General features: G+C 72.8%; 23 protein-coding genes. 7 read left to right on the top strand and 16 right to left on the bottom strand.

Features of this window, described 5'->3' with window-relative positions:
- Positions 1-25 precede the first annotated feature (25 nt).
- From PH203_RS46940 to PH203_RS46905, 8 genes are all read right to left on the bottom strand, one after another.
- Complete coding sequence (locus tag PH203_RS46940; protein ID WP_289928831.1) at positions 26-463, bottom strand: pyridoxamine 5'-phosphate oxidase family protein; 438 nt, start codon at positions 461-463, stop codon at positions 26-28.
- A gap of 113 nt (positions 464-576) precedes the next feature.
- Complete coding sequence (locus PH203_RS46935) at positions 577-1,794, bottom strand: beta-ketoacyl-[acyl-carrier-protein] synthase family protein (protein ID WP_289928830.1); 1,218 nt, start codon at positions 1,792-1,794, stop codon at positions 577-579.
- Positions 1,794-2,060, bottom strand: a complete 267-nt coding sequence (locus PH203_RS46930; RefSeq protein ID WP_289928829.1) for an acyl carrier protein — start codon at positions 2,058-2,060, stop codon at positions 1,794-1,796. The genes PH203_RS46935 and PH203_RS46930 overlap by 1 nt, the downstream gene beginning before the upstream one ends.
- On the bottom strand, positions 2,021-3,169 hold the full coding sequence (locus tag PH203_RS46925; protein ID WP_289928827.1) for a beta-ketoacyl-ACP synthase III: 1,149 nt from the start codon (positions 3,167-3,169) through the stop codon (positions 2,021-2,023). The genes PH203_RS46930 and PH203_RS46925 overlap by 40 nt, the downstream gene beginning before the upstream one ends.
- Positions 3,170-3,179: 10 nt before the next feature.
- Complete coding sequence (locus PH203_RS46920) at positions 3,180-4,022, bottom strand: SDR family NAD(P)-dependent oxidoreductase (protein WP_289928826.1); 843 nt, start codon at positions 4,020-4,022, stop codon at positions 3,180-3,182.
- Complete coding sequence (locus PH203_RS46915) at positions 4,019-5,092, bottom strand: ketoacyl-ACP synthase III (protein WP_289928843.1); 1,074 nt, start codon at positions 5,090-5,092, stop codon at positions 4,019-4,021. The genes PH203_RS46920 and PH203_RS46915 overlap by 4 nt, the downstream gene beginning before the upstream one ends.
- Positions 5,089-6,924 (bottom strand): acyl-CoA dehydrogenase, encoded by a 1,836-nt coding sequence (locus PH203_RS46910; protein WP_289928824.1) that lies wholly within the window; start codon positions 6,922-6,924, stop codon positions 5,089-5,091. Before PH203_RS46910 ends, PH203_RS46915 begins: the two co-directional genes overlap by 4 nt.
- A 25-nt stretch (positions 6,925-6,949) precedes the next feature.
- Positions 6,950-7,882 (bottom strand): acyltransferase domain-containing protein, encoded by a 933-nt coding sequence (locus PH203_RS46905; protein ID WP_289928822.1) that lies wholly within the window; start codon positions 7,880-7,882, stop codon positions 6,950-6,952.
- Between the two features lie 283 nt (positions 7,883-8,165).
- On the opposite strand from PH203_RS46905, the gene PH203_RS46900 reads away from it, so the two are divergent.
- Positions 8,166-9,530 (top strand): hypothetical protein, encoded by a 1,365-nt coding sequence (locus tag PH203_RS46900; protein WP_289928821.1) that lies wholly within the window; start codon positions 8,166-8,168, stop codon positions 9,528-9,530.
- Positions 9,531-9,627: 97 nt separating this feature from the next.
- Entirely contained in the window at positions 9,628-10,812 is a 1,185-nt protein-coding gene (locus PH203_RS46895; protein WP_289928820.1) for a 4-hydroxy-3-methylbut-2-enyl diphosphate reductase, read from the top strand.
- Positions 10,813-10,849: 37 nt separating this feature from the next.
- On the opposite strand, the gene PH203_RS46890 is transcribed toward PH203_RS46895, so the two are convergent.
- Positions 10,850-11,425, bottom strand: a complete 576-nt coding sequence (locus tag PH203_RS46890) for a DM13 domain-containing protein (RefSeq protein ID WP_289928818.1) — start codon at positions 11,423-11,425, stop codon at positions 10,850-10,852.
- A 257-nt stretch (positions 11,426-11,682) separates the two neighbouring features.
- Here PH203_RS46890 and PH203_RS46885 point away from each other — a divergent pair, with 257 nt between their 5' ends.
- Entirely contained in the window at positions 11,683-12,075 is a 393-nt protein-coding gene (locus tag PH203_RS46885; protein WP_289928817.1) for an STAS domain-containing protein, read from the top strand.
- 19 nt (positions 12,076-12,094) lie between these two features.
- On the opposite strand, the gene PH203_RS46880 is transcribed toward PH203_RS46885, so the two are convergent.
- The gene (locus tag PH203_RS46880; RefSeq protein WP_289928816.1) at positions 12,095-13,096 is read right to left on the bottom strand and encodes a nitroreductase family protein; all 1,002 of its coding nucleotides are present in this window, start codon (positions 13,094-13,096) and stop codon (positions 12,095-12,097) included.
- Positions 13,097-13,403: 307 nt separating this feature from the next.
- Here PH203_RS46880 and PH203_RS46875 point away from each other — a divergent pair, with 307 nt between their 5' ends.
- The 3 genes from PH203_RS46875 (at position 13,404) to PH203_RS46865 (ending at position 15,945) form a co-directional block, all read left to right on the top strand.
- Entirely contained in the window at positions 13,404-13,973 is a 570-nt protein-coding gene (locus tag PH203_RS46875; RefSeq protein ID WP_289928815.1) for a hypothetical protein, read from the top strand.
- 71 nt (positions 13,974-14,044) lie between these two features.
- Positions 14,045-14,467: a pyridoxamine 5'-phosphate oxidase family protein gene (locus PH203_RS46870; RefSeq protein ID WP_289928814.1), complete on the top strand. Its 423-nt coding sequence runs from the start codon at positions 14,045-14,047 to the stop codon at positions 14,465-14,467.
- Positions 14,468-14,739: 272 nt separating this feature from the next.
- Positions 14,740-15,945, top strand: a complete 1,206-nt coding sequence (locus PH203_RS46865; protein ID WP_289928813.1) for a globin domain-containing protein — start codon at positions 14,740-14,742, stop codon at positions 15,943-15,945.
- 43 nt (positions 15,946-15,988) lie between these two features.
- Here PH203_RS46865 and PH203_RS46860 read toward each other — a convergent pair whose 3' ends face one another.
- From PH203_RS46860 to PH203_RS46845, 4 genes are all read right to left on the bottom strand, one after another.
- The gene (locus tag PH203_RS46860; protein WP_289928811.1) at positions 15,989-16,570 is read right to left on the bottom strand and encodes a hypothetical protein; all 582 of its coding nucleotides are present in this window, start codon (positions 16,568-16,570) and stop codon (positions 15,989-15,991) included.
- A gap of 69 nt (positions 16,571-16,639) precedes the next feature.
- Positions 16,640-17,299: a YceI family protein gene (locus PH203_RS46855; RefSeq protein WP_289928809.1), complete on the bottom strand. Its 660-nt coding sequence runs from the start codon at positions 17,297-17,299 to the stop codon at positions 16,640-16,642.
- Between the two features lie 82 nt (positions 17,300-17,381).
- Positions 17,382-18,986, bottom strand: a complete 1,605-nt coding sequence (locus PH203_RS46850; protein WP_289928807.1) for a cation acetate symporter — start codon at positions 18,984-18,986, stop codon at positions 17,382-17,384.
- Positions 18,980-19,387, bottom strand: a complete 408-nt coding sequence (locus PH203_RS46845) for a DUF485 domain-containing protein (protein WP_289928841.1) — start codon at positions 19,385-19,387, stop codon at positions 18,980-18,982. The genes PH203_RS46850 and PH203_RS46845 overlap by 7 nt, the downstream gene beginning before the upstream one ends.
- Positions 19,388-19,847: 460 nt before the next feature.
- Between PH203_RS46845 and PH203_RS46840 the strand changes: the two genes are divergently transcribed.
- Positions 19,848-20,573, top strand: coding sequence for a carbonic anhydrase (locus tag PH203_RS46840; RefSeq protein WP_289928806.1), 726 nt, complete (start codon positions 19,848-19,850; stop codon positions 20,571-20,573).
- Between the two features lie 84 nt (positions 20,574-20,657).
- Here the strand turns inward: PH203_RS46840 and PH203_RS46835 are convergent, their stop codons facing one another.
- Positions 20,658-21,614: a sugar phosphate isomerase/epimerase gene (locus PH203_RS46835; protein WP_289928804.1), complete on the bottom strand. Its 957-nt coding sequence runs from the start codon at positions 21,612-21,614 to the stop codon at positions 20,658-20,660.
- Complete coding sequence (locus PH203_RS46830; RefSeq protein WP_289928803.1) at positions 21,611-22,219, bottom strand: nucleoside deaminase; 609 nt, start codon at positions 22,217-22,219, stop codon at positions 21,611-21,613. Before PH203_RS46830 ends, PH203_RS46835 begins: the two co-directional genes overlap by 4 nt.
- Positions 22,220-22,224: the final 5 nt, after the last annotated feature.

Raw genomic sequence — 22,224 nt, 5'->3', positions numbered from 1 at the left:
CCGATGTGCCGTGCCGGTGCGTCGCTCACGCGGGGAAGTCCACGCCGTAGCGCGTGCGTCCGCCGACGAGTTGGCGTCCGGTGACCAGTTCCGGCTCGATGCGCACGAAGACCTCCATGGGTGAGGGCGCCCAGGAGCGCGGTCCCACCCGGCACAGCCGTGCGTGCTCGGCCGGATCGGTCACCACGGCCGCCCGGCCGGTGACGACCACGCTCCAGCCGGACCGGGCGACGGCGTCGACCTCGTCCGCCTCGAAGGCGACGACCACGCCGTCGATCGCGCGGACCAGCTCGGAGGCCGCCGCCGTCCGCAGCACGACGGCGCCGCCGTCGAGGCCGAAATTGACCGGCAGGACGGCGGGCAGGGCCTTGTGCGTGTGGACGATCCGGCCGACCGGCGGCCCGGCCAGCAGGTGCAGGCACTCGGTACGGTCGAGTTCGCGGAAACCGTCGTTGGCGTACATGGGACCGTCCTTCACCGGGTGCGGTGGTCTGCGTCCCATGCTCGGCGGGGCGGGCGCCCCGGGAGAGGGGCCATGGGTCCCTCCGGGCCGGAAAGCGGCCCTGGACGTCGGGCTCAGGCGGATGCGAAGGCGAGCACGGTGTTGTGTCCTCCGAAGCCGAGGGAGTGGCTGAGGGCCAGTCGTGGGTGCTGGGTGCGGCCGGTGCCGGTGACGACGTCGATGCCGGCGGTCGTGTCGTCGGGGGATTCGAAGTTGGCGGTCGGGGGGATCGTGCCGCGGGCGATGGTCAGGACGGTGAGGGCGGCCTCGATGGCCCCTGCGGCTCCCATGGTGTGCCCGAGGGCACCTTTGGCCGAGGTGACCGGTGGGTGCCGGGCCGCGAACAGGTCGCGGACGACGGCCGCTTCCGCCTTGTCGTTGAGCGGGGTGCTCGTGCCGTGGGCGTTGATGTGGTCGACGTCGCCGGGCCCGGCTCCGGCGTCGGTGAGAGCCGCCGCGATCGCCGCTCGCAGACCGGCTCCCCCGGGGTGCGGTGCGGTCGGGTGGTGGGCGTCGCTGGTGCTGCCGTGGCCGGCCAGGAGGGCGAGGGGTCTGACGCCCCGGGCCTCGGCGTGGCTGCGGCGTTCGAGGACCAGCAGGGCGCTGCCCTCGCCGAGGACGAATCCGTCGCGTTCCTTGTCGAAGGGCCGTGAGGCGCGGTCGGGTTCGTGCCGGCGGCGGGAGAGCGCCCCGATCTTGGCGAAGGCGGCGGCGCACAGCGGGGTGACCATCGCGTCGGTGCCGCCTGCGACGGCGATGTCGCAGGCCCCCGTGCGCAGGAGCAGGCAGGCGGTGATGAGGGCTGTCGCCCCGGAGGCGCAGGCCGTGGAGGTCTGCAGGGAGGGGCCGGTGGTGCCGAGTGCGAGGGCGAGGTGGCCTGCGGCCATGTTCGGCAGGAAGGCGGGCAGGGTCATGGGGGACACGGTGGTGTGTCCGGCGGTGAGCAGCTTGTGGTGCTGGGTCTCCAGGGTGCCGATGCCGCCCGCTGCGGTTCCGACGACCACGGCGACCCGGGCGGGGTCCCAGTCCCGCTCGGCCAGCCCCGCCGAGGCGAGGGCCTCCTCGGCCGCGAGCAGCAGGATCCGGGTGGCCCGGTCGTGGCGCCAGACTCTGCCCGGCCGTTCGTCGAGCGGTGGTACGCGGCAGGACATGTTCACGGGGAGGCCGTGCAGGGCGGGGTCGGTGCGCGCCGTCGGCCGTCCGGCACACACCGTCTCCCAGGTCGCCTCCGTGCCGATGCCGCCGGGGGTGACCAGGCCGATCCCGGTGACGGCGGGTTCCTCGCCGCGCATCACACCGCTCCGCGGTCGGACTCCCCGAGGAGCTCGGCCACCGCGCGGGTCACGTCGCCGACCGTGAGCTCGTCGGAGGCCGTGGAGTCGTCGAGGGGGATCTGCCATTCCTCCTGCAGGGTGACGTAGAGCTCCACCACGGCCAGGGAGTCCAGCTCCAGTTCCTGGAGCGTGGCGTCCTCGGTGATCCGGTCGGCGGGGACTTCGAACTTGTCGCCGAGGATGGTCACGAGGCGGGTGCGGATGCCGGAGTGGTCGTGATCCATGAGGGGCTCCTTGAGAGGTCGGCGGCCCGCGCGGACGCGCTGTCGGGCCGGCTCGGGGGCTGCGATCCGGGCGCTGTGTCAGGCCAGTTGAGGGCGACGGAGGCCCAGGTGAGGCCGCCGCCGAAGGCGGTGAGCAGGGTCCGTTCGCCGGGCTCGACGGCGGCGTGCACCGCGGGGTCGGCCATGACCAGGGGGATGGACGCGGCGGCGGTGTTGCCGGTGTCGTGGATGGTGCCGAAACGGCGGTCCGGCGCGATGCCGAGGCGTTCGGCGACGGCGTCTAGGATGCGCTGGTTGGCCTGGTGGCCGATGAAGGCCCCGAGCGTGCCGGGGTGCCAGCCGGCCTGGCCGAGGACGCGACGGGAGGACTCGGTCATCCGGCGCACGGCGTGCGCGTAGACCGTACGCCCCTGCATGCGGAAGCAGTACGGGTCCGGCTCCCCCTGGGGCGGCGGCCTGCGGGGGTGGCGGGATCCGCCGCCGGGCACGGTGATCAGGTCACTGCCGCTGCCGTCGGCTCCGAGGTCGGTGGCGATGACCGCTCCCGGGGCATCGGGGTGTCCGGGGCCGAGCAGGACCGCCGCGGCGCCGTCGCCGAAGATCGGGGCGGTCTCCCGGTCCCGGGGGTCGACGATCGTCGTGAACGTGTCGGCCCCGATCACCAGCGGAGTCGAGCAGGTGCCGGCACGGACCAGCGCGGTCGCGGTGGCGAGGGCGTACAGGAATCCCGAGCAGACCGCGGCGAGGTCGAACGCGGGGATCGTGCCCAGCCCCAGCCGGTGGGCGACGGCCGGGGCGGTCGCGGGACAGGGGTGGTCGGGGGTGGTCGTGGCCAGCACCAGCATGTCGGGGCGGTGGCCCGCGGCGGACGCGAGGGCTGCGCGGCCGGCGCCCACGGCGAGGTCGCCCGTGCTCGTGCCTGCCGCGGCGTGGCGGCGGCGCGCGATGCCGGTCCGGGTGCGGATCCAGGTGTCGTCGGTGCGCAGCGCGCCGCGCGCGATCACGGCGTCGTTGTCGACGACGTGTTCCGGCAGACAGGCCCCGATCCCCGTGATGACCGCGGTGCGGTCGCCGGAGCGTGAGGCATGGTTCTCGGCTGAAGACATCATGGGCGGACCCTCACGCGGCGAGGAACGGCGAGGCCGGCTTCGGGTATCCCGCCAGTCCCCCGTCCGGTACCGCAAGGCCGCCGTCGACGACCAGGGCGTGCCCGGTCACGAACGACGAGGCCGGGGAGGCGAGGAACAGGGCGGCGCCGACCACCTCGTCGGCGGTGGCCCAACGCCCCATCGGGACATGGCTGGTGAGCCACTCCGACACGGGCCCGGTGTCGGCGGCGAACGCGGTCATGTCGGTGCGGGTCCAGCCGGGGCACAGGGCGTTGACGCGGATGCCCTGGCGGGCCCATCCGACGGCGAGCGAGCGGGTCAGGGAGAGCTGCGCGGCCTTGGTGGCGGCGTACGCCTCCATCATCGGGGTGCCGGCGATTCCGGCGACGGACGACATCACCACGAGACTGGCCCGCCCGGAGGCGGCGAGGTGGGGATGGGCGGCGCGGCACAGGGCCGCCGTGGCATTGAGGTTGACCGCGACCACGGCGTCCCAGTCCTGCTGCCTGGCGTGTTGCAGGGGCGCAAGAAGCGGGGCGCCGTCCTCCGTGGTGGGGAGCGTGCCGGCGTTGTGGACGACCACGTCGAGGCCGCCCAGTGCGGCGGCGGCCCGGTCGACGAGGTCGGCGGCGACGCCCGCTTCGGCCAGGTCTCCGTCCAGGACCGCGGTCTTGCGGCCGCGGTCCTGGACCGACCGCGCGGTGTCCTCGAGGGCGGGCAGGGTGCGGGCCGTGAGCGCCAGGTCGCAGCCGGCGTCGGCCAGGGCCAGGGCGACGGCCTTGCCGATGCCCCGGGAGGCACCGGTCACCAGGGCGCGGGCGCCGTCCAGGCGGAAGAGGTCAACGGCGTTCATCGCGGGGCTCCTTCTGTCATGGGTGCTTCGAGTGGCGGGCAGGACGGGGAAGCCGCGGTGCGCGCGGGCGCCCCGCTCCAGGTGAGCAGCCCGCTGCCCCAGGTCATGCCGGCGCCGAACACGGCGAGCAGCACCCGGTCGCCGGCCCGCAGTCCGGGTGCGGCGGCGGCGAGGGCGTACGGCGTGCTGGCGGCGCCGATGTTGCCCACCTCGTCGCCGACGACGACCAACCGGTCGGCGGGGATGCCCAGTTCGGCTCCGATACGGCGCAGCAGTACCGGGTTGGGCTGGTGGGCGACGACGCGGTCGATGTCCTCGATGCGCAGGCCGGCCCGGTCGAGGGTGCCGGTGATCAGGCGTGGGAAGACCTCGGTGACGAAGCGGCTGATGGTGCGGCCGTCCATACGGATGCGGTGCTCGCCACGCGCCACGGTGGCCTCGGCGGCGGGCAGCCGGCTGCCGCCCGCCGGGATGAGCACACGGTCGGCCAGGGTGCCGTCGGAGCCGAGGGCGAGGTGCGCGAACCCCTGCGGGTGGGCCACCGGGGCGAGGACGGAGGCGGCGGCTCCGTCGGCGAACAGCACGGCGGTGCCCCGGTCGGCGGGGTCGAGGAACTTCGAGTACACCTCGACGCCGACGACCGCCGCGTACCGGATCTCCGGGGAGGCGAGGAGCCAGTCGTGCGCCACCTTCGCGGCGAACAGCCATCCGGAACAGGCGGCACCGACGTCCAGAGCGACCGCCCGGGAGGCGCCCAGCGCGGCCTGGATCCGGCAGGCGGTCGACGGGCCCAGCTCGTCGGGCGTGGAGGTCGCGCAGACGAGCAGACCGAGATCCCGTACGCCGATCCCCGCGGCGTCGGCCGCGGCGCGCACGGCATGCGCGGCCAGGTCGGAGGCGGCCTCGTCGGGAGCGGCGACATGGCGTTCCCGCACACCGGTGCGCAGGCTGATCCACTCGGCGGTGATTCCGGCGTCGCGGGCCACTTCGGCGTTGGTGCGCACCCGGGGCGGCAGAAACGTGCCCATGCCGAGGACACCGACACGACGGCGGTCGGCGGCCCCCGTCATGCCGCCCCTCCCGTCGTCCACGTCAGCGCGGCCTCCATCGCCGCGTTGTGGTCGGCGGCCGCGAGCGGGGCGCTGACGATGTCGTCGGGGAAGGCGAACGCATCGGTGAGCAGCGGGAGTTGGGGCAGGAGCTCATCACACAGCCGGTCGGCGGCGGTCGCGAGGGCGTCGATGTCCCCGGGCCGCAGCGTGCCGCGGGCGAGGAGGGAACCGGACCAGCGGCGGGCGGTGGTGACGCCGTGCAGGGCGGCGAGGGGGGAGAGTTCGGGCACCGGCGTGTGCGCGAGGGTGTGTGCCACGTCGTCGGCCATGAGCCGGGCCGCGTGCAGCTCACCGAGCAGGCCGGCGTCCTCCAGGAGGGGGTTCCACAGGTCGAGGGGGTCGCTGGTCTCCTCGGCGCGCAGGTCGAGCCGGTCCCGCAGGTGCTCGGCGAGGAGGTGCTCATGGCGCCGGGCGAGCGCGGGCCACCACAGCGGTGAGAGGGGGGTCAGACCGTCGGGTACGTCGGGTGCCGGGGCCGGGACATGCCGGTCCACGAGGGTACGGCCGACGTCGTAGAGGATGAGCTGGCTGTCCCCGCCGGCGGTGTCGAAGGCGTGGTGGAAGCCGTGGTGCCCGGCCAGGCCGTTGACGGCCAGGTGGCCGGAGAAGCCACAGCGTCGCTGGCATTCGGCGGCGACCCGTGCCGCCGTCCGCACGGCGAGGGCCTTGTAGGCGGCCAGGGGTGCGCTGACGGCGACCCACGGTGTGAACCCGAGGTCGGCTCCGGCCTCCTGGGCGCCAGGGGCCGCGAGGGATTCGGCCCACAGGGCGGTCGCCCGGCGGGCGGCGCAGGTCAGGGCGAAGCCGTCGGCGAGGGCCCCCAGCAGGGCGCGCTGCTGGCTGCGGTAACCGAGCAGCGGCGCGCCGGGGGCGAGGCCGCCCTGCGTGCGGCGCTGCCGTGCGTGGTTGAGGGCCTGGACGGCGGACTGGCGGCAGGTCGCCGCCGCGACCGACGGCATCGTCGCCCACAGTCCCTGGCCCACCCGCAGGGTGCGCTGCAGCCGCAGGCCGGGAGACGCGGCCGGATCGCGGAAGGTGCCGTCGCCGCCGATTCGGGCGCCGTCGCTGAGCCAGTGCGCGAAGGGCAGGCGGACGTCGCGGAAGCGGATGTGCACGTAGTCCAGGGGCAGGGCGCCCATGTCGAGCCCCGAGGACATCTCGACGCCCGGCAGCAGCCCGTGCTCGTCGGTGATGTCGGCCACGAACGCGAACACGCCCCGGTCGGCTCCTGAGACGAACAGCCGGGCGAGCACGACACCCGTCTGCGGGACGGACCGTGATCCGGCACTGCAGAACTTGGCGGCACCGGGGTCGGGTGTGCGCAGGACGAAGTCGCCGCGCTCCGCGTCGAATTCGGCGCGGGTGGCCGTGGCCAGGTGGCTGTTCGCCTGCCCCACCTCGGTGATCAGGTAGACGCCCTTGGCGCGGCCGGATTCCAGCGCCGCCATCCGCGTCTCCAAGGCAGCGGGATCATCGGAGAGCTGGGACATGGAACCGAGGCAGAGCAGGTAGTGGACCAGTGCCGTCAGGCACAGGGCGGGATCCGCCACCACCGTCCAGCCGTGCAGGGCGGCCAGCCGCGCGGGGTCGTCGAAGAGGCGGCGGGCGGGCGGCAGTTCCTCCCCGAGCGTCCGTAGCCGGCGCAGCAGCCGCGCGCCGCGGTCACCGTCCGTACCGGGGTCGGCGGCCAGTGCCTTGTGGAGGGCGGAGAGGTAGGAGGGATCACAGGGCCCGTCGACAAGCCGCCGTAAGGCTTCGTGGGCGGCCGCGGGCTGGGGCGTGGAGGGCATCAGCAGGCTCCGGGGGCGGGAAGGGTCATCGGTCGGAAGGAGAGACGGGGTCGGCGAGTGGGGCACGTACGAGCGCGGGGTGCCCGGCCAGAACCCGGCGGGCGCTGGAGGCAAGGGCGCTGCCGGTGCCGGCCTCGAAGACGACGTCCGGTGAGTGCAGGGCCGCCTGCCGCAGCACGGCGGGCACTCGCGCGGGCCGGACCAGGCAGTCGGCCACCAGCCGGGGCAGGTCGTCGTCGGCGGCGTAGGCACGGCCGGCCACGGCCGAGTACACGGGAAAGCGCCCCTCGCCCAGGTCATAGGCCCGTAACGCTGCTTCGAACATCTCCGACTGGGCTTGGAGCGCGGGGTGGTGCGAGGTGAACGGAAGGCGGAGGCGCACGGCGGTCACGTCCGCCTGTGCCGCCTCCTTCTCGACGCGGGCGAGCCCGGTCGTGGGCCCGGCGATCACTGCGGAGTCGTCGTCGTTGACCACGGCCACCACCACGGACTCCGCGCCCGCGCGGCCGATCAGGTCCTGTACGCACTTCTCCGGGCAGCCCAGGAGGGTCAGGCCCCCGGGACAGGAGGCCAGGACGCGGGCGAGGTCGTGCGCGACGCGAGCGCCGTCGGCCAGGGTGAGGAGGCCTGCGGCGGTGAGCGCGGCGATCTCCCCGAAACTCACCCCGACAGCGGCCGACGGCGTCCCGTGCGTCCGGCGCAGCGCCTGATGGACGGTCATGGAGGCGCCGAACAGGGCGAGTTGCGCCGTGCCGACGGCCGCGTCGGCCAGTTCCCTCGCGGTGGGCGGCGCCGACCCCAGCAACCAGGGCCCCAGCAGGGGAAGTCCGCGCTCCCCCGCCACCTCGTCGACCACCTCGAAAACCTGCTCGGCGGCCATGCGCAGCGCCGCTTCGGCACGGACCGCACCCACCAGGGCACTGACGGAGAAGTCGCCCTGCCCCGGAAACAGATGCACCGTTCTCCACCGGCCGGACGGACGGTCAGGAATCCGCGACGCGCTCGTGGTCATCTCCATCCCTCGCTCCGGCGTACGTCGATGCACGAAAAGGGCGCGCACATCCGCGGCGGTCACGCGGGGCGCTCATGGTGCGCCCTGCACACCGCCCTGGACGTGCCTCAAGCTGAGCTTGCCTCGCGCGCAAGGGCTTTCTCACCTGCGGGGGCGGCACAGAGCGTTGAACCTGCGCGGACGTTGAACGTCCGCGTCACCGGCCGTCACGAGAGGCGGAGCGACGACCGTGCGATCTGCCCGTACACCCAACCAGGACCTGCGAAGGCTCCTGGACCAGGCGGGATGGAGCGGCGCCCGGCTGGCACGGGAGGTCAACGCGCTCGGCGCCGAGCGGGGCGACGTCCTGCACTACGACCGCACGTCGGTGGCCCACTGGCTGGCGGGCAGCCGGCCACGGCAGCCCGTACCCTCCCTCGTCGCCGAAGCCCTCTCCCGGCATCTGGGCAGACGTCTCGAGCCGCAGGACACTGGACTGACCGCACACGAGGAGAATCCGGGCGTTCCGCAGGACGCCTCACCCGTCCCAGGGAGCGGAGTGGCCCACCTCGATCATCTGCTGAGTCTCAGCGACCGCCGGACGGCGGCATTGCTGGGCGCCTACTCGCTGGGCGCCCTGGTGGTGCCGCACTGGCCGCCGGCCGCCCGCCGGCATTCCCTTCCCCGCTCCGGCACCGGCCGTTCGGCCATCGGCATGGCCCACGTCGACGCGGCGCGCGAACTGCTCGCCGTACTCGCCCGCGGGGACGCCATTCTCGGCGCCGGGGCGATACGGCGCCCGCTGCGGCAGTATCTGGCGACCTCGCTGCTGCCCTGGCTCAAGGCGGACGTGAGGCCCGCTGTGCGGCGGGAGTTGTTCACCGTCGCCGCCCGCCTCACCTACCTGTACGCGTTCGCCCACTTCGACACCAACCGGCAGGCCGAGGCCCAGCACTTCTATCTCACCAGTGCCGCACTCGCCCGAGAGGCGGGAGACCGCGTGGGCTATGCCCTCGCCCTTCGCGGCCTGAGCGTCCAGGCCCACGCGCTCCGGCACCACACGGACGCCCACCGCCTCGCCGAACAGGCCGTGCACGTCGGGATCCGGCACACTCCCCCTCACCAACAGGCTTTTCTCCTCGGCCAGTTGGCGGTGACCGGAGCGGCCTCGATGCACCGCGGCCACACCCGCCATCTCATCCTGGCGGAGCGATGCCTGGAAGCCTCCTCGAACGGGACCTCGCCGGTCGGTTCCTTCCACCCGGGCTCCCTCGCCCTCCAGCACGCGGCCGTCGCCGGCGCCCAGGGCCGGCACCAGGACGCCGCGGAAGCACTCGGCCGCTCGCTGCGCCACCGTCCCGCCGAGGAGCGGCGGTCGCACGCCATCTCCCTCGCCGAACTCGCGGAGACCCAGTTGACGATCGGTCACCTCGACCGGGCATGCCACACCTGGCACGCCTTCCTCGACGTCCACCCGCGTATCTCGAGTGCACGTGCCGACGACCGGCTCCGTGTCCTGACCGCCCGAGTCCGTCCGCACGGCGCCAACCAGGCCGCGGCCCTGCTGCTGGAGCGTGTGCGGGAGATGCGGAAGAACCGCGGCGGGAACCACTGATCCATTGGGGTGGTGTTCCGGAACGCGGGCAGCAGCGAGCGGGCCGAGCCGCCTTGGATGGACCTGTCACCCGTCGCGACCAGCCATATCAGGAACGATGAACCGAAGCGTGCTCTCCGAAGTCCTCCACTCCACCACCCCTCCCCCCGCACCGGGAACCCTCGTGGTGGCCACCTCCTGGACACACCCGCTACGAGGTCCGATCGGCTGTCCCGCTCATCATCTGCTGACCGCGCACGCCCACCAGGCCGGGCACGAGGCCCACGCCCGGTCCCTGCCCCACCTGGTCCTGGAATCCGACGGCCCGGCCCCGACGACCGTCTTCGCGGTCTCCTACGAGCACACGGACGGCGGCCACCGCGGGCTGGCCATCGCGGTCGACGACTCGGACACCGCCACCGCCGCCTTCGCCCGCGAACAGATCGCGTCCTGGTCCGCCGTGCTGCGCACCCGCCGGGCGCTGTACGTGCTCCACGAGAGGCCTGAGCAGCCGGAGAGCCATCCGGACACCGCACAGGCACCCGGCACCCCGGTGCCGAGGCAGCAGTCCGGCCGCTTCCGGGGCGCCTGGCGGGCCTGCGGATGCCCCAGCATCTCCGCCTGCGGATCCGAGGAGAGCGCCGGGCGCTCCTTACGCCGCTTCATGGACCGGGGCGACGAGGTGATCGTCGTGGACACGCCGGACTCCCCCGGCTCCGGAACGGGGCCGGGCGCTCCCCTTCGCACACTCCACGCCCAGGTGCGCCGGATCGCGACACCGCAGCAGGCCGAGGCCCTCACGGTCACCGACCCCGACCGGCTGGCGTTCGTCGTCGCCCCCGGTACCGCCGTGACCGAGGCGACCCGGATCCTGAACGTGCTGCGCCGACGTTTTCCGCGCCTGAAGGGCCAGCATCCCCGCGAGTGGTGCTACACGATGGACGACCTGCACACCGCGGTCGGCTCGGTGCTGGCCCAGTCCGACATCCTCCTCGTCGCCGGCCAGGGAGACGGCCCACTGGTCAGAGCGGCGCTCCTCCACGCGACGCGGACGGACATCCGTGTCCGCGACGTCCCGACACTCGGTCGCCTGCACCCCCGGGACACCGACGCCGCCACCATCGCCGTGGTGGACGCCTCCGCCGACGAACGAATCCGCCGGCAGCTGACGCAGGCCCTCGACGGCCTGGGACCGGTCCACCATGTCCGCCGTCACGTGCGGTCAGCCACGCTGGCGGTCTCGGCGCCCGCCTTCGGACCGAGCCGTCCCGTCCCCGCCGAGGGCGACGAGCGCAGGCCCTGACCCCGCCGCTCCAGACTCAGGTGACCGTGGATCTCCTTCAGGCGCGGGCCAGTTCGGCCGCGCCGAAGGAGACGTCGAAGCGGTCGCACCAGATGCTGACGCTCGTGTAGCGGGAGAGGTCCACGTCTTCGGGCACCGTGTAGTTCTGACTGCCCTTGTTGCCCTTGAGCTTGCCGAGACTGACGTACTTCCCGTCGTCGAAGACCCGCCAGCCGTCCCGCCCCTCCTTCACCGGCGCGTCGGTCAACCACACCCGCAGGTCCGGGCCGTTGCTCGTGTCGAGGTCCTCGATCCGCACGACGTGGGCGCCGTCGGCGAGCCGCACCAGCTTCACCGTGCCCGAGGTGGCGTGCTCGTGGCTGAGCAGTTCGCCGCTCGCCAGCGTCCGGGGCCCGGCGGCCGCGGAGTCGGTGGCCGCCGAGCCGGTGGCGGAGGGTGCGGCTGCGGGAGGTACCGAGCCGGCCACGACACCGGGCAGTGCCTCGTCCACCGTCTTGTCCTGCCACAGCTTCCACGGCTGGAACCAGTACAGCCCGAACCCCACCACAGCGATGGCCGCCACCAGCCCGCCGATGAACAGCCGCCCACGCAACGTCTTCTGCGTCCGCCCCATTACCGCCCTGCCTTCCAGGAACTTCCCGTCACCTCCCATTCAACGAAAAGGACGGCTCGTACAGGGCCCATGAAAGATGACGGAAGTCTTACGCCCGGACACAGGCCGGCCTCACCGCCGCGGCGGAGCGGAGCCGCGTGCCCCGGCCGCACCTCAGCCGGGCCCCCGAACCCCGCCGGACAAGGCCGTTCGGTTCCGCGCGAACGGGCCCGAACGGCCCTTCTGCACCGCCCGTGCCCGCCGGTTTCCTCTTACCCATGTCCACACACCGCACAAGGCCCGCGCCCTGCCCCACGGAAGTCGTCGTCGGCAGCGCGACCGTGGCCGAACTGCGCGGTGAACTCGATGTCGTGGCGGCGCTGAGGCTCTCGGCCCGCCTGGACGCGCTCACCGCCGGCCCGTCCCCCGACCTGGTGCTGGACCTGCGGGGCGTGTCCTTCATCGACTGCAGCGGGCTGGGTCTGCTGTGCCGGGCGCGCAATCGGGTCCTGGCCCGGCGGGGCCGGCTGCGACTGGTCTCCGACAGCGCGGCCTTCCGGCGCATCCTGCGATACGCGCTCCTGTCCGGTGTCTTCGAGGTCCATCCCGATCTGCCCGCGGCCCTGTCGGCGGGCTCCGACGGGGACCCGGCGGTCACCGCGGTCGCCTGAGGCGCGCGAGCCCGACGCCTCACCGCCTCGGCGGCTCCCTGTCGAGCACCGCCGCCGGGGCGCGCCGCGGGGTCGCGGGACCCTCCGGGCCGTAGCCGAGACGGACGAGTATCTGAGCGTGTCCGGTGTGCTCGGGGTCGGGGCTCAGCTCACGCCGCAGGTCGGGCCATTCCATCGGCTGGTGCAGCAAGGAGGTGCGCAGCCCGTGGGCCGTGGCCACCAGCAGCACGTGTTCGAGCGCCTGTCCGGCGCGCAGCCAGTCGGTGCGGCGGTCGTGCCGCGTCGTCAGCAGGGCGATGACCGGGCCGGACTCGAAGTCCTGGGCGGACAGCTGCTCGGTATGACGTTGCGCGGTGAAGTCGCGCATCGGGAGGTGTTCGCGCGCGTCCTGGGGGCCGAGTACCGTCTGCGGGAGTCCGAGGTCGGCCCGGTCGTCGGGGTCCTTGTGCACCCAGCGGCGGCTTTCCTGGCCGCGGTCGGCGTCGAGGCGGTTGCGCTGCTCCGCCTCCGCGGTCACGCGCAGCAGCCGGGTGGTCTCCTCCGGCGCGGGAAAGGTGAGTGAGGCTCCCTCCGTGTGGGCGGCCTCGGCGATCTCGACCCGGGCGTTCTGCGGCAGCGGCCGCGCGGAGAAAGGGAATCTGCTGCTGTGCCGGCGCCAGATGGCGGGATAGAGATCGGTGCGGTGCGGCGTGGTGTGCCGGCTCTGGGACTCCGTGAGCCTGAGCGTCGCCAGCAGGGCCGAGTCCTCGGGCCGCGGCAGCAGCCGTACGACGGGTGACCAGCCGAAGTGGGCCACGGCGACCCGGAGGTTGAACACGGACGCGCCCACCGACAGGTGCAGGGCCCGGGCCACGGGGTCCGCGTGCCGCAGGCTCCGTTCCGGAGCGGCGCGCACCTCGAATACGCCCGCCCCGGGGTCGAGGCGATAGCGCCACGGCTGGGTGTTGAAGAACGAGGGCGCGGCCACGGCAGCCGAGATGCAGGACTCCAGGGTCGAGGCGTCGAGAGGTGCCGTTCGCATGGTGTCCTCCTTCTGTCCGGTTGTGGGACGGGTACCGATGTCCTACGAGCATGGGAGCGGGGCCCGGACGCGGTGAGGGGCCGTTGGTCCCGGGTCGGGAGCCGGCAGGGCACCGTGACGGCCGACGGGGCGCGGCGGCCGCGGCCGGGGTCCGTGCCCGGGGGCCCTTGAGGTCACGGGGCTGAACGGCCCCTCGGCGCCCCGGAGTCGGTCCCGGTCGGCCCTGCCGAGTGCTCTGTTCGGCCCATGCCACGCCGGGTCCCCGGCTGTCACCTTGCTGCCAGTGACGACGAGGAGGTGCACGACGATGTCTGGCGGCAGGCGTACGAAGAAGACACTGTGGCGGTGGCGGAGCAACCCGCTGCGTCGGCGCGACGACGTACTGGAGGCATGGGTCGTGCTGGCCGTCTGGGTGCTCATCGCGGTCGGCGGCACGTTCGCGGGCGTGGTGACGGCCCGTGCGGCGGGTGATGTCTTCGACCGGCAGCGCGCCGAGCGGGAACCCGTGCGTGCCGTCCTCCTCATGGACACCCCACAGGCCGCGGCGAACGCCTACCGGTCGATGGCGAAGGTCCGCTGGATCGCCGGTGACGGCTCCTCCCACACCGGCAAGGCCCTGGTGGAGTCCGGGAAGAAGGCCGGTTCCCGCGTCACGCTGTGGACGGACCCGTGGGGCGACCTGGTCACCGCTCCGCCCAGCCCGACCGAGGCGGCCGTCGAGGCCGGCCTCCTGGGCACGGCCGCCGCCCTCGCCGCGTCGGGGCTGGCGTTCGGCGCCGGCGGCCTCGCCCGGTGGCGGCTGGAGCGGCGGCGCATCGCGCAGTGGGGCCGGGAGTGGGATCTGGTCGGTCCGCAGTGGGGCCACCGGACGCGGTGACCCCACGGGCCCGGCACACAAGGGCCGACCGGCCCTAACGATGCCCCGGCGGCCGGGTGGACCATGGGCCGATGGTCCACAACGACGGCTTTCGCGCCCTCGACCGGCAGGAGTGCCTGCGGCTTCTGGCCAAGGTGCCGGTCGGTCGGGTCGTGTACACCTCCAAGGCGCTGCCCGCGATACTCCCGGTCAACTTCTGTCTGGGTACGGACTTCTCCGTGCTGCTGCGCACCTCGTCCGGCTCGGACCTGGTGCACGCCGTCGACGGGGTGGTGGTCGCTTTCGAGGCGGACGAGTTCGACGCCGCCGCGCGGTCCGGCTGGAGCGTGGTCGTCACCGGCCGCGCCACCGTGGTGACCGATCCCTCCGCGCACGAAGCGCTCGCGCGGACCGGCCCGCGTTCCTGGCTGCCCCTGCACGACGCGGTCCTCGTGCGCATCGAGCCCGAGCTGGTCACCGGGCGGGAACTGGGCCGGGCACGCGCCGCGGACTGAAGCGCCGCACGGCGCCCGCCGGTCGGCCGGGCCGCCTCGCCCGGTGCGCCCCGTCGGCGTCGAGGGACGAGTGGAGACCGTCGCGGTGCCGGCCGGCCCACTTCCGGTCGGGACCCATGGGGACCATGGGCCCCGACCGGTGGGCCATTGGTCCCTGATGCGTCCGGCGCCGCCGCTCGCGGACCGCATCCGGGCCGATGGCTGGTACACAGAAAGTCGGCCGCCCGGACGACGCGGCCCTTTCCCACCCCACCCCTTGCCCGGGAGGCTTCATGCTGTCCGCAGAGTCCGCCGCCGTGGTCCGCGCCACCCTGCCCGCCGTGGCCGGAGCACTGGACGAGATCACGACCCGCTTCTACGGCGCGATGTTCCGCGACCGGCCGGAGCTGCTCGACGGCATGTTCAACCGCGGCAACCAGGCCGACGGCACCCAGCGCCGGGCGCTGGCCGCTTCCATCGCCGCCTTCGCCACCGCCCTGCTGGAACACCCGGACACCCGGCCCGACGCGTTGCTGAGCCGCATAGCGCACAAGCACACCGCCGTCGGGGTCACCGACGACCAGTACACGATCGTGCACAAGTACCTGTTCGGGGCGATAGCCGAGGTCCTCGGCGACGCCGTCACCCCCGAGGTGGCGGCCGCCTGGGACGAGGTGTACTGGCTGATGGCGGGCGCGCTCATCGCCCAGGAGGCCCGGCTCTACCAGGAGGCGGGGGTGCGGCCCGGCCAGGCGTGGCGGCAGTGGACGGTCGTGGAGCGCCGTACCGAGACGCCGGACGTGGTGTCGTTCCTGCTGCGCCCGGCCGATGGAGCACCGGCGCCGCGCGCACGGGCGGGTCAGTACGTCAGCGTGCGCGTCGAAATGCCCGACGGGGTACGTCAGTTGCGCCAGTACACCCTGTCCTCGGCCCCGGACGCCGGACTGCGCCGCATCACCGTCAAACGCGTCACCGGCACGCCTGACGGCGAGGTCTCCGGCCTCCTGCACGACAAGGTTCAGGTGGGCGACGAACTCTCCCTGTCCGCGCCGTTCGGCGACGTCGTCCTCGACGACCCGGCCGACGCACGCACTCCCCTGGTACTGGTCTCGGCGGGAATCGGCTGCACCCCCATGGCAGGCATCCTGGCCCACCTGGCGGCCGTCGGCTCGCCCCGCCCCGTACTGGTCCTGCACGCGGACCGCTCCCCCGCCGACCACGCCCTGCGCGGCGAGACCGAGCAGCTCGTCGCCCGGCTTCCCCACGCGCGGGCCGTGTTCTGGTACGAACGGCCGGGCCCTGAGGAAACCGCCGCACGCGAAGGCCTGATGGACCTCGACGGCATCGAACTCCCCGACGGCGCAACGGTGTTCCTCTGCGGCCCGCTGCCCTTCATGCGCCACGTCCGCGGCCGGCTGCTGAGCGCCGGGGTCCCGGCCCGGCAGATCCGGTACGAGGTGTTCGGCCCCGATCTCTGGCTGGCCGACGCCACGTCCTGAGCCAGGCCGGTGGCCCTCCCCCGGGTGCTGCCCCGAAGGAGGCTCAGCCGGTCTTGCCGCCCCGTCGGGTGTCGATCCGCTCCCACTCCTCGTCCCACTGTGCGAGTCGCCGCTGTTCCATCCGCAGGCGCAGGACCCATGCGGCGCCCAGCACCGTCGCGCCCAGGCCAGAGGCCGCCAGCGCACCGCCCGCGAGGCCGTGCAGGCGGCTCTCGGCCGGCGAGAGGGGCTCGGACGTGATCCGGCCGGCGCCGTCCGTCCACAGCGGGACCGTGCTGCCGGCCCGGGTCCCGTAGGGCACCCGGGCCTGGTCCTCGTGCGCCGGACCTCCCGGCACGGTCCAGCGCACGGTGACCCACACCCGGTGATCGGGCGCCACCCGCGCGGGCCCGCGGTTCTCCGCGTCCTCGACGAGCACCGCGGACACCTCGCGCACCTCCGCCCGCTGCCGGTCGGCCAGCTCCTCGATCGCCCGGGCCGTCACGACACCCGCGATCAGCCCGCCGACCAGGGCGAGCAGCCACGCGGTGAGCAGGACCCAGGCCTCGGCGAGGTCGCCGGGCCGCCGGAGCGGGTTGCGCCGCCACCGCCACAGGCGCACCTTCGGACACTGTGACGCCGCCATCGGCCACACCCCCTAGCGAGCACCGACAGCACACCTCCAGTGTGCGCCCGCCGGGGGCCGCGGCGCGTGTCAGCCCATAGGAGCCGTCCGGATCGCGGCGATGTCGAACTGGAGGCGCACCTTCTCGCTCACCATGGCTCCGCCCTCGGCCAGTCGGGAGTTGTAGTTCAGGCCCCATTCGGTGCGGTTGATCGTGGTGGTGCCGTCGAAGCCGGCCCGCTGGTAGCCGAAGGGGTCGGTGACATGGCCGATGTAGGTCAGCTCCAGGACCACGGGGCGGGTCGTGGTCTTGATGGTGAGGTCGCCGGTCATGCGGTAGACATCGTTGCCAACCATCTCCACGGCGGTACTGGTGAAGCGCATCCGCGGATGGTTCGCGGCGTCCAGGAAGTCGCGGCCCAGCAGATGGGCGTCGCGCTGTTCCACGCCGGTGTCGACGCTCGCGGTCGACAGCACGATCTCCGCCTGCGAGCGGGAGGGGTCGCGGCCGTCGAAGTAGAGGCGGCTCTGGTACTCCGTGAACGCTCCACGGACCGTGGTCACCATGGCGTGCCGTACCGAAAAACCGATCCTGCTGTGGGCGGGGTCGATGACCCATTCGCCCGTCAGGGGCGCCAGCGCGGGGTCCGGAAGGAACCCGGTGCCGGCCGCCGGTGACATCGTGGAGGGCTGGGGCGTGACGGTCCGCTCCGAGCGGCGGAACGATGTGTCACGGCTGAACAATTTCATGATTCACCTAATTACTGCAAGGGAGTTGCGGCCGCAAGCCCTCCTCGACGGTGAACGAACTCTCCACAATTCCGCCATCCGTTCACCCGGTTCCCTGGTCTGCTCCGATGAGCGTGCGGACCTCGAAGTCCTCGTAGGTTTCCGGTGCTTCGGGCCTGCTCAGCACCGAGCCCAGCCAACCCAGGAGGAATCCGGCCGGAATGGAGACGATGCCGGGGTTTTGGAGAGGAAACAGGGCGAAGTCGGCGTCCGGGTAGAGCGAGGAGGAAGTGGAGGACACCACGGGCGAGAAGACGACGAGAAGCACGGAAGTCAGCAGGCCGCCGCAGAGGCTGAGAAGGGCGCCCTGCGCGGTGAAGCGCCGCCAGAACAGGGTGTAGACGAGCGTCGGCAGCAGCGCGGACGCGGCGATCGCGAAGGCGAGGAACGCCAGGGTGGCGGTGTTCGCACCCCAGGAGACGAGGGCGAGCAGCATGCCGAGGACCCCGATGACGGCCGCCGAGAGCCGGGCCACGGTCAGCTCTTCCGTCTCCTTCGCCCTGCCCTTGCGGATGACCTCGCCGTAGAGGTCATGGGCGAGGGAGGAGGCGGCGGCCAGGGTGAGTCCCGCCGCCACGGCGAGGAGGGTGACGAAGGCCAGACAGGACAGCAGGGCGGTCAGCAGGCCGCCGCCGAGGTTCTGGGCGAGCAGCAGGACGGCGGCGTCGCCCTTGCGGTCGGTCTGTGCGATGGTGTCTCGGCCCACGATGGCGGTGGCGCCCAGGCCGAGGATGCCGGCGGCCAGACAGACGAGGCTGACCAGGCCCATCGCCCACACCACCGAGGAGCGCAGCACGTCGACCTGCTTGGGTGCGAGCAGCCGCATCATCACGTGCGGGAGTGCGGCGAGCCCCAGCACGATGGCCAACTGCAGGCTGAGGAAGTCCAGTTTGCTGGTGGTGCTGGCGCCGTAGCGCAGCCCGGGTTCGAGGAAGCGCTGCCCCTGGCCGCTGTTGTCGGCGGCCGCGGCGAGCAGGGCGTCGATGTTCCAGTCGAAGCGGTGCAGCACCATCACGGCGGTCACGGTGACGCCGGAGATCAGCATCACGGCCTTGACGACCTGGATGAAGGTGGCGCCCGGCATGCCGCCGATGGCGGCGTACACGATCACGACGGTGCCGATGACGACCACGCACAGGGTGCGGGTGGTGGCACTGGGCTCGCCGGTGAACTGGGTCAGCAGGGCGACGCTGCCGACGAGTTGGGCGACCAGGTAGAGGGTGGCGATGACCACCGTACAGACGGCCAGGGCGAGCCGTACCGGCCGCTGTGTGCGCGGCAGCCGGTACGCCAGGGTGTCACCCAGGGTGAACCTGCCCGCGTTGCGCAGGGGTTCGGCGATGATCAGCAGCACCATCACCCAGGCGACCGCGGTGCCGCCGAGGTACAGCAGCCCGTCGTATCCGTTCAGGGCGACCAGACCGGTGCTGCCGAGCAGGGTCGCGGCCGAGAGATAGTCCCCGCACATCGCCAGCCCGTTGCGCAGCGGGGACATCAGACGGTTGCCGAGGTAGAACTCGCTGATCTCGTCGCCCTGCGGTGCGGTCAGCAGCGCGGTGAAAAGGGTGACCACGACCACGGACAGAAAGAGCACGAGCGTCAGTTGCAGGCTGAAGCGGTCGGCGACCGCGGCGCCGGTCGTCACCATGGCCGCTGCCCCTGCGCACGGGGATCGCCGGTCGGCCGGACCCTGGCCGCACTCTCCTGCTGGCGGGCGAGGCCGCGCAGGCCGCGGACCACCGGCGTGACGTGGTTGCGATGGTGCAGGAGACAGCGCCGGACGATGATGCCCATCACGACGAACTGCCCGAGCCCCAGGGCCAGTCCGACGGTGAGATGTCCGCTCAGCGAACGGTTCATCAGTGCAGGCGCGAAACTCGACAGCAGGACATACAAAAGGAATCCGCCGACGGCCACGGCCGTCGCCTTCACTCCGAATTTCCGGTGGGTCCGACGGAGTGTCCGATATGCGGGATCATGCGCCACCGATGGCCGCTGCGGGGATACGTGGGGGGTTTCGGAGTGCGGCGGCGGCGCGCCGAACGGCATGGAGTGCCGTGACACAATGCACCTTCTTCGCTGCGTTGCGCGGAGGCATGCCAGAGCAACGCTCTGTGCGGATTTCATGGGGGGTTTGTGAATCAGGAATTCGCCCGGTTCGAATTCCGCGAGCGGGGTTGGGGAGGGGGATTCTCGCAGCGCGTACGTTGAACTATCAACAGGCCGAACACGGCGGATTCTCGTCCTGACTCATTCGCGCACTCCGGCCTCCGTGACGGCCCCCGAACAGCCTGCGAAAAGGGCGTTCCCTGAAATAGGTCTGAACCTGCTCCGCCGTCAGGTTGTCCGAAATGCAGTGCACAGCGAGGCGGGCCCGGAGGCCGCCGAGCCAAGAGAGGCACCGGAACAGACCAAGAGTCGTCCAAGATCGCGTCACGCTTTCCTTTCGCTTCGCCATGGTTCGGCAAGGTGAGACATCCACGGCAGGCCCGGTCATACGTTCGTCTCCGTGAACTCTCAAGACACCCCCAACAGAGCCGGGCGCCGCGCACTGCTGCGCGCCGGACTGACCGGCGCCGCAGCCCTCGGTGCCGGTCTCACCCTCGGCTCGTCCCCCGCCTCCGCGACCCCCACCGCCACGCGCCCCCGGCCCAGCACCCCCGGAGCGGCACTGCGCGAACTGGCGGCGGGCAATCTGCGCTGGCGTACCTTCCGGGAGCAGCACCCGGACGAGACATCCGCCACCCGGCAGGCCCTGACGACGGGTCAGCACCCCTTCGCCCTCGTTCTCGGCTGCATCGACTCCCGCGTCCCGCCGGAGCTCGTCTTCGACCAGGGCCTCGGCGACCTGATGACCGTGCGCAGCGGCGGCGAGGTGCTGGACGAGGCGGTGCTGGGCAGCGTCGCGTACGGCGTGCTCGAACTCGGCATACCGCTGGTGCTGGTGCTCGGCCACCAGTCCTGCGGCGCCGTGAAGGCGGCCGTCGAGGCCGACATCTCCGGGGCCCGGCTCCCCGCGCACATCCAGTACCTGGCCGACCAGATACGGCCGAACATCGACCGCACCAAGGAGGGCGACGCCCGCGTCGACGCGACCATCGACGCCAACGTCCGTGCGATCCGCGCCCGCATCGCCGCCGAGCCCGACATCGCCGCGAAGGTGGCCGCCGGTGAGGTCGCGGTCGTCGGCGCCCGGTACGAGCTGACCACCCAGGGCGTCCACCGCCTCGTCTGACCGGACACGGGGTCGCCGACGGTGAGTCGACCGTCGGCGACCCCGTGTTCGACGGGCTCGTGCGCGGAGATCAGCGGTTCGGGGTCACGAGGAGAGCCGTTCGGTGGCGTTCAGGGCGAGGGCGGCCTTGGCGACGGCCGTTCCCGCTCGTAGCGCGGCCACCGGGTCCGCGGCCTCGTCCAGCTCGATGAGCACCGTCGCGGCGCCCGGGGTGCGCGACATCGCCGACGCCCAGGCCGGCCAGTCCACGATGCCCTGGCCCAGCTCGGTCATGTACGGCTGCTGCTGGGCGTACACGGTGTCGTCGACGGTCAGGTGGACGTCGATCGGTCGCACCGCGTCCTTCCAGTGGGCCAGCGCGATCCGCGGGGCATGACGGCGGGCGACGGCCACCGGGTCGCCGCCACCGAGCGTGATGTGGCAGGAGTCGGGGCACAGCCAGACGTAGTGCGGGTCGGTGAGGGCCATGAACAGGTCGATGTCCCGCTCGTACCACAGGGTGCTGTTGGACTCCGTGTGGAAGGCGAGCCGCACTCCGTGCCGTGCCACGGCCTCGCCCACCGTGTGCGCGATGTCGGCCATGCGGGTCATGTAGGCGGCGTCCACGAAGAACGGCGGGCGGGTGCCGTACGTGGTCCGCATCGGCAGGCCCGTCACCAGCAGCTCCGCACCCAGCTCCGCCAGCACCGCCGCGCGTCGTTCGGCGTCGGCGACGATCGCGGGCAGGTTGTCGCCGGCCCGCCAGTCCGGGGCGTCGCTGTCGGCTATGAAGGCGCTCACCACGGACACGCCACGGGCGGCCAGGGCTTCGCGGAACGCTGTCGCGCCGCCGTACGCGCGCAGGGCCGAGTCGATGTCGCCGGGTGCGAAGGTCAGCTCGACACCGGTGATCTCGGTCTCGGCGAGAGCGTCCGTCAGCCGCTCCCAGAAGCGGCGCGGCTGCACCGAGGCCCAGTCGCGCACCGCCTGCGCGGAGCTCAGGCCCCAGAACTGCGGGTGGTAGAAGGTGATGACGTCCGTCGCGAAACGGGGCGCTGTCATTCGCCACCGCCGCGGGCGTTGTAGACGACGACATCACCGGCGTCGACGGCCGCCCGGTAGCTGCGGAACACCTCCAGCGCCTCGTCCCGAAGCACGTCCTGTACGACCTCGATGCCGCGCGCCTCGAACTGCTCGGCCCAGTCCGCACCCAGCGGTCCCTCGTCGAACGTGGTGATCTCCTCCAGTTCGGGCCCCGCGCCGGCCACGGCCAGAGAACGCACCCCGGACCACATCGTGGCGCCGTAACACTGGATGCAGGGGCGCCAGTTGACGACCAGTTCGTGCGCCGGCGTGCCGTCCCCGCCCAGGTCCCAGCCGCCCGTGGCGGTCTGGGCGAGCCCGAGGGCGACGACCTCGGCGTGGGCGCTGGAGACTCCGGAGGCGAGGACCACGTTCACGCCGACCGAGACGATCCGGCCGCTGTCCTGCTCGGCGACGAGGGCCGCGAACGGACCGCCATTGCCCTCACGCCAGTTACGGTCGGCGAGGCGGTGCACGAGACGCATCCGGTCCTTGCGGTCGGGGACGACGGCGGGGACGTCCGACAGTGCGTCGTCGATCCACGCCGGCAGTGCCACGCGGTATTCCCTCGCGATGTCGATCACTGTTG

This window comes from Streptomyces sp. S.PB5, from assembly GCF_030403745.1.
GTDB lineage: Bacteria > Actinomycetota > Actinomycetes > Streptomycetales > Streptomycetaceae > Streptomyces.
Note: the sequence above shows the minus strand (reverse complement) of the source record. Positions and strands in the feature narration are given on the sequence as shown.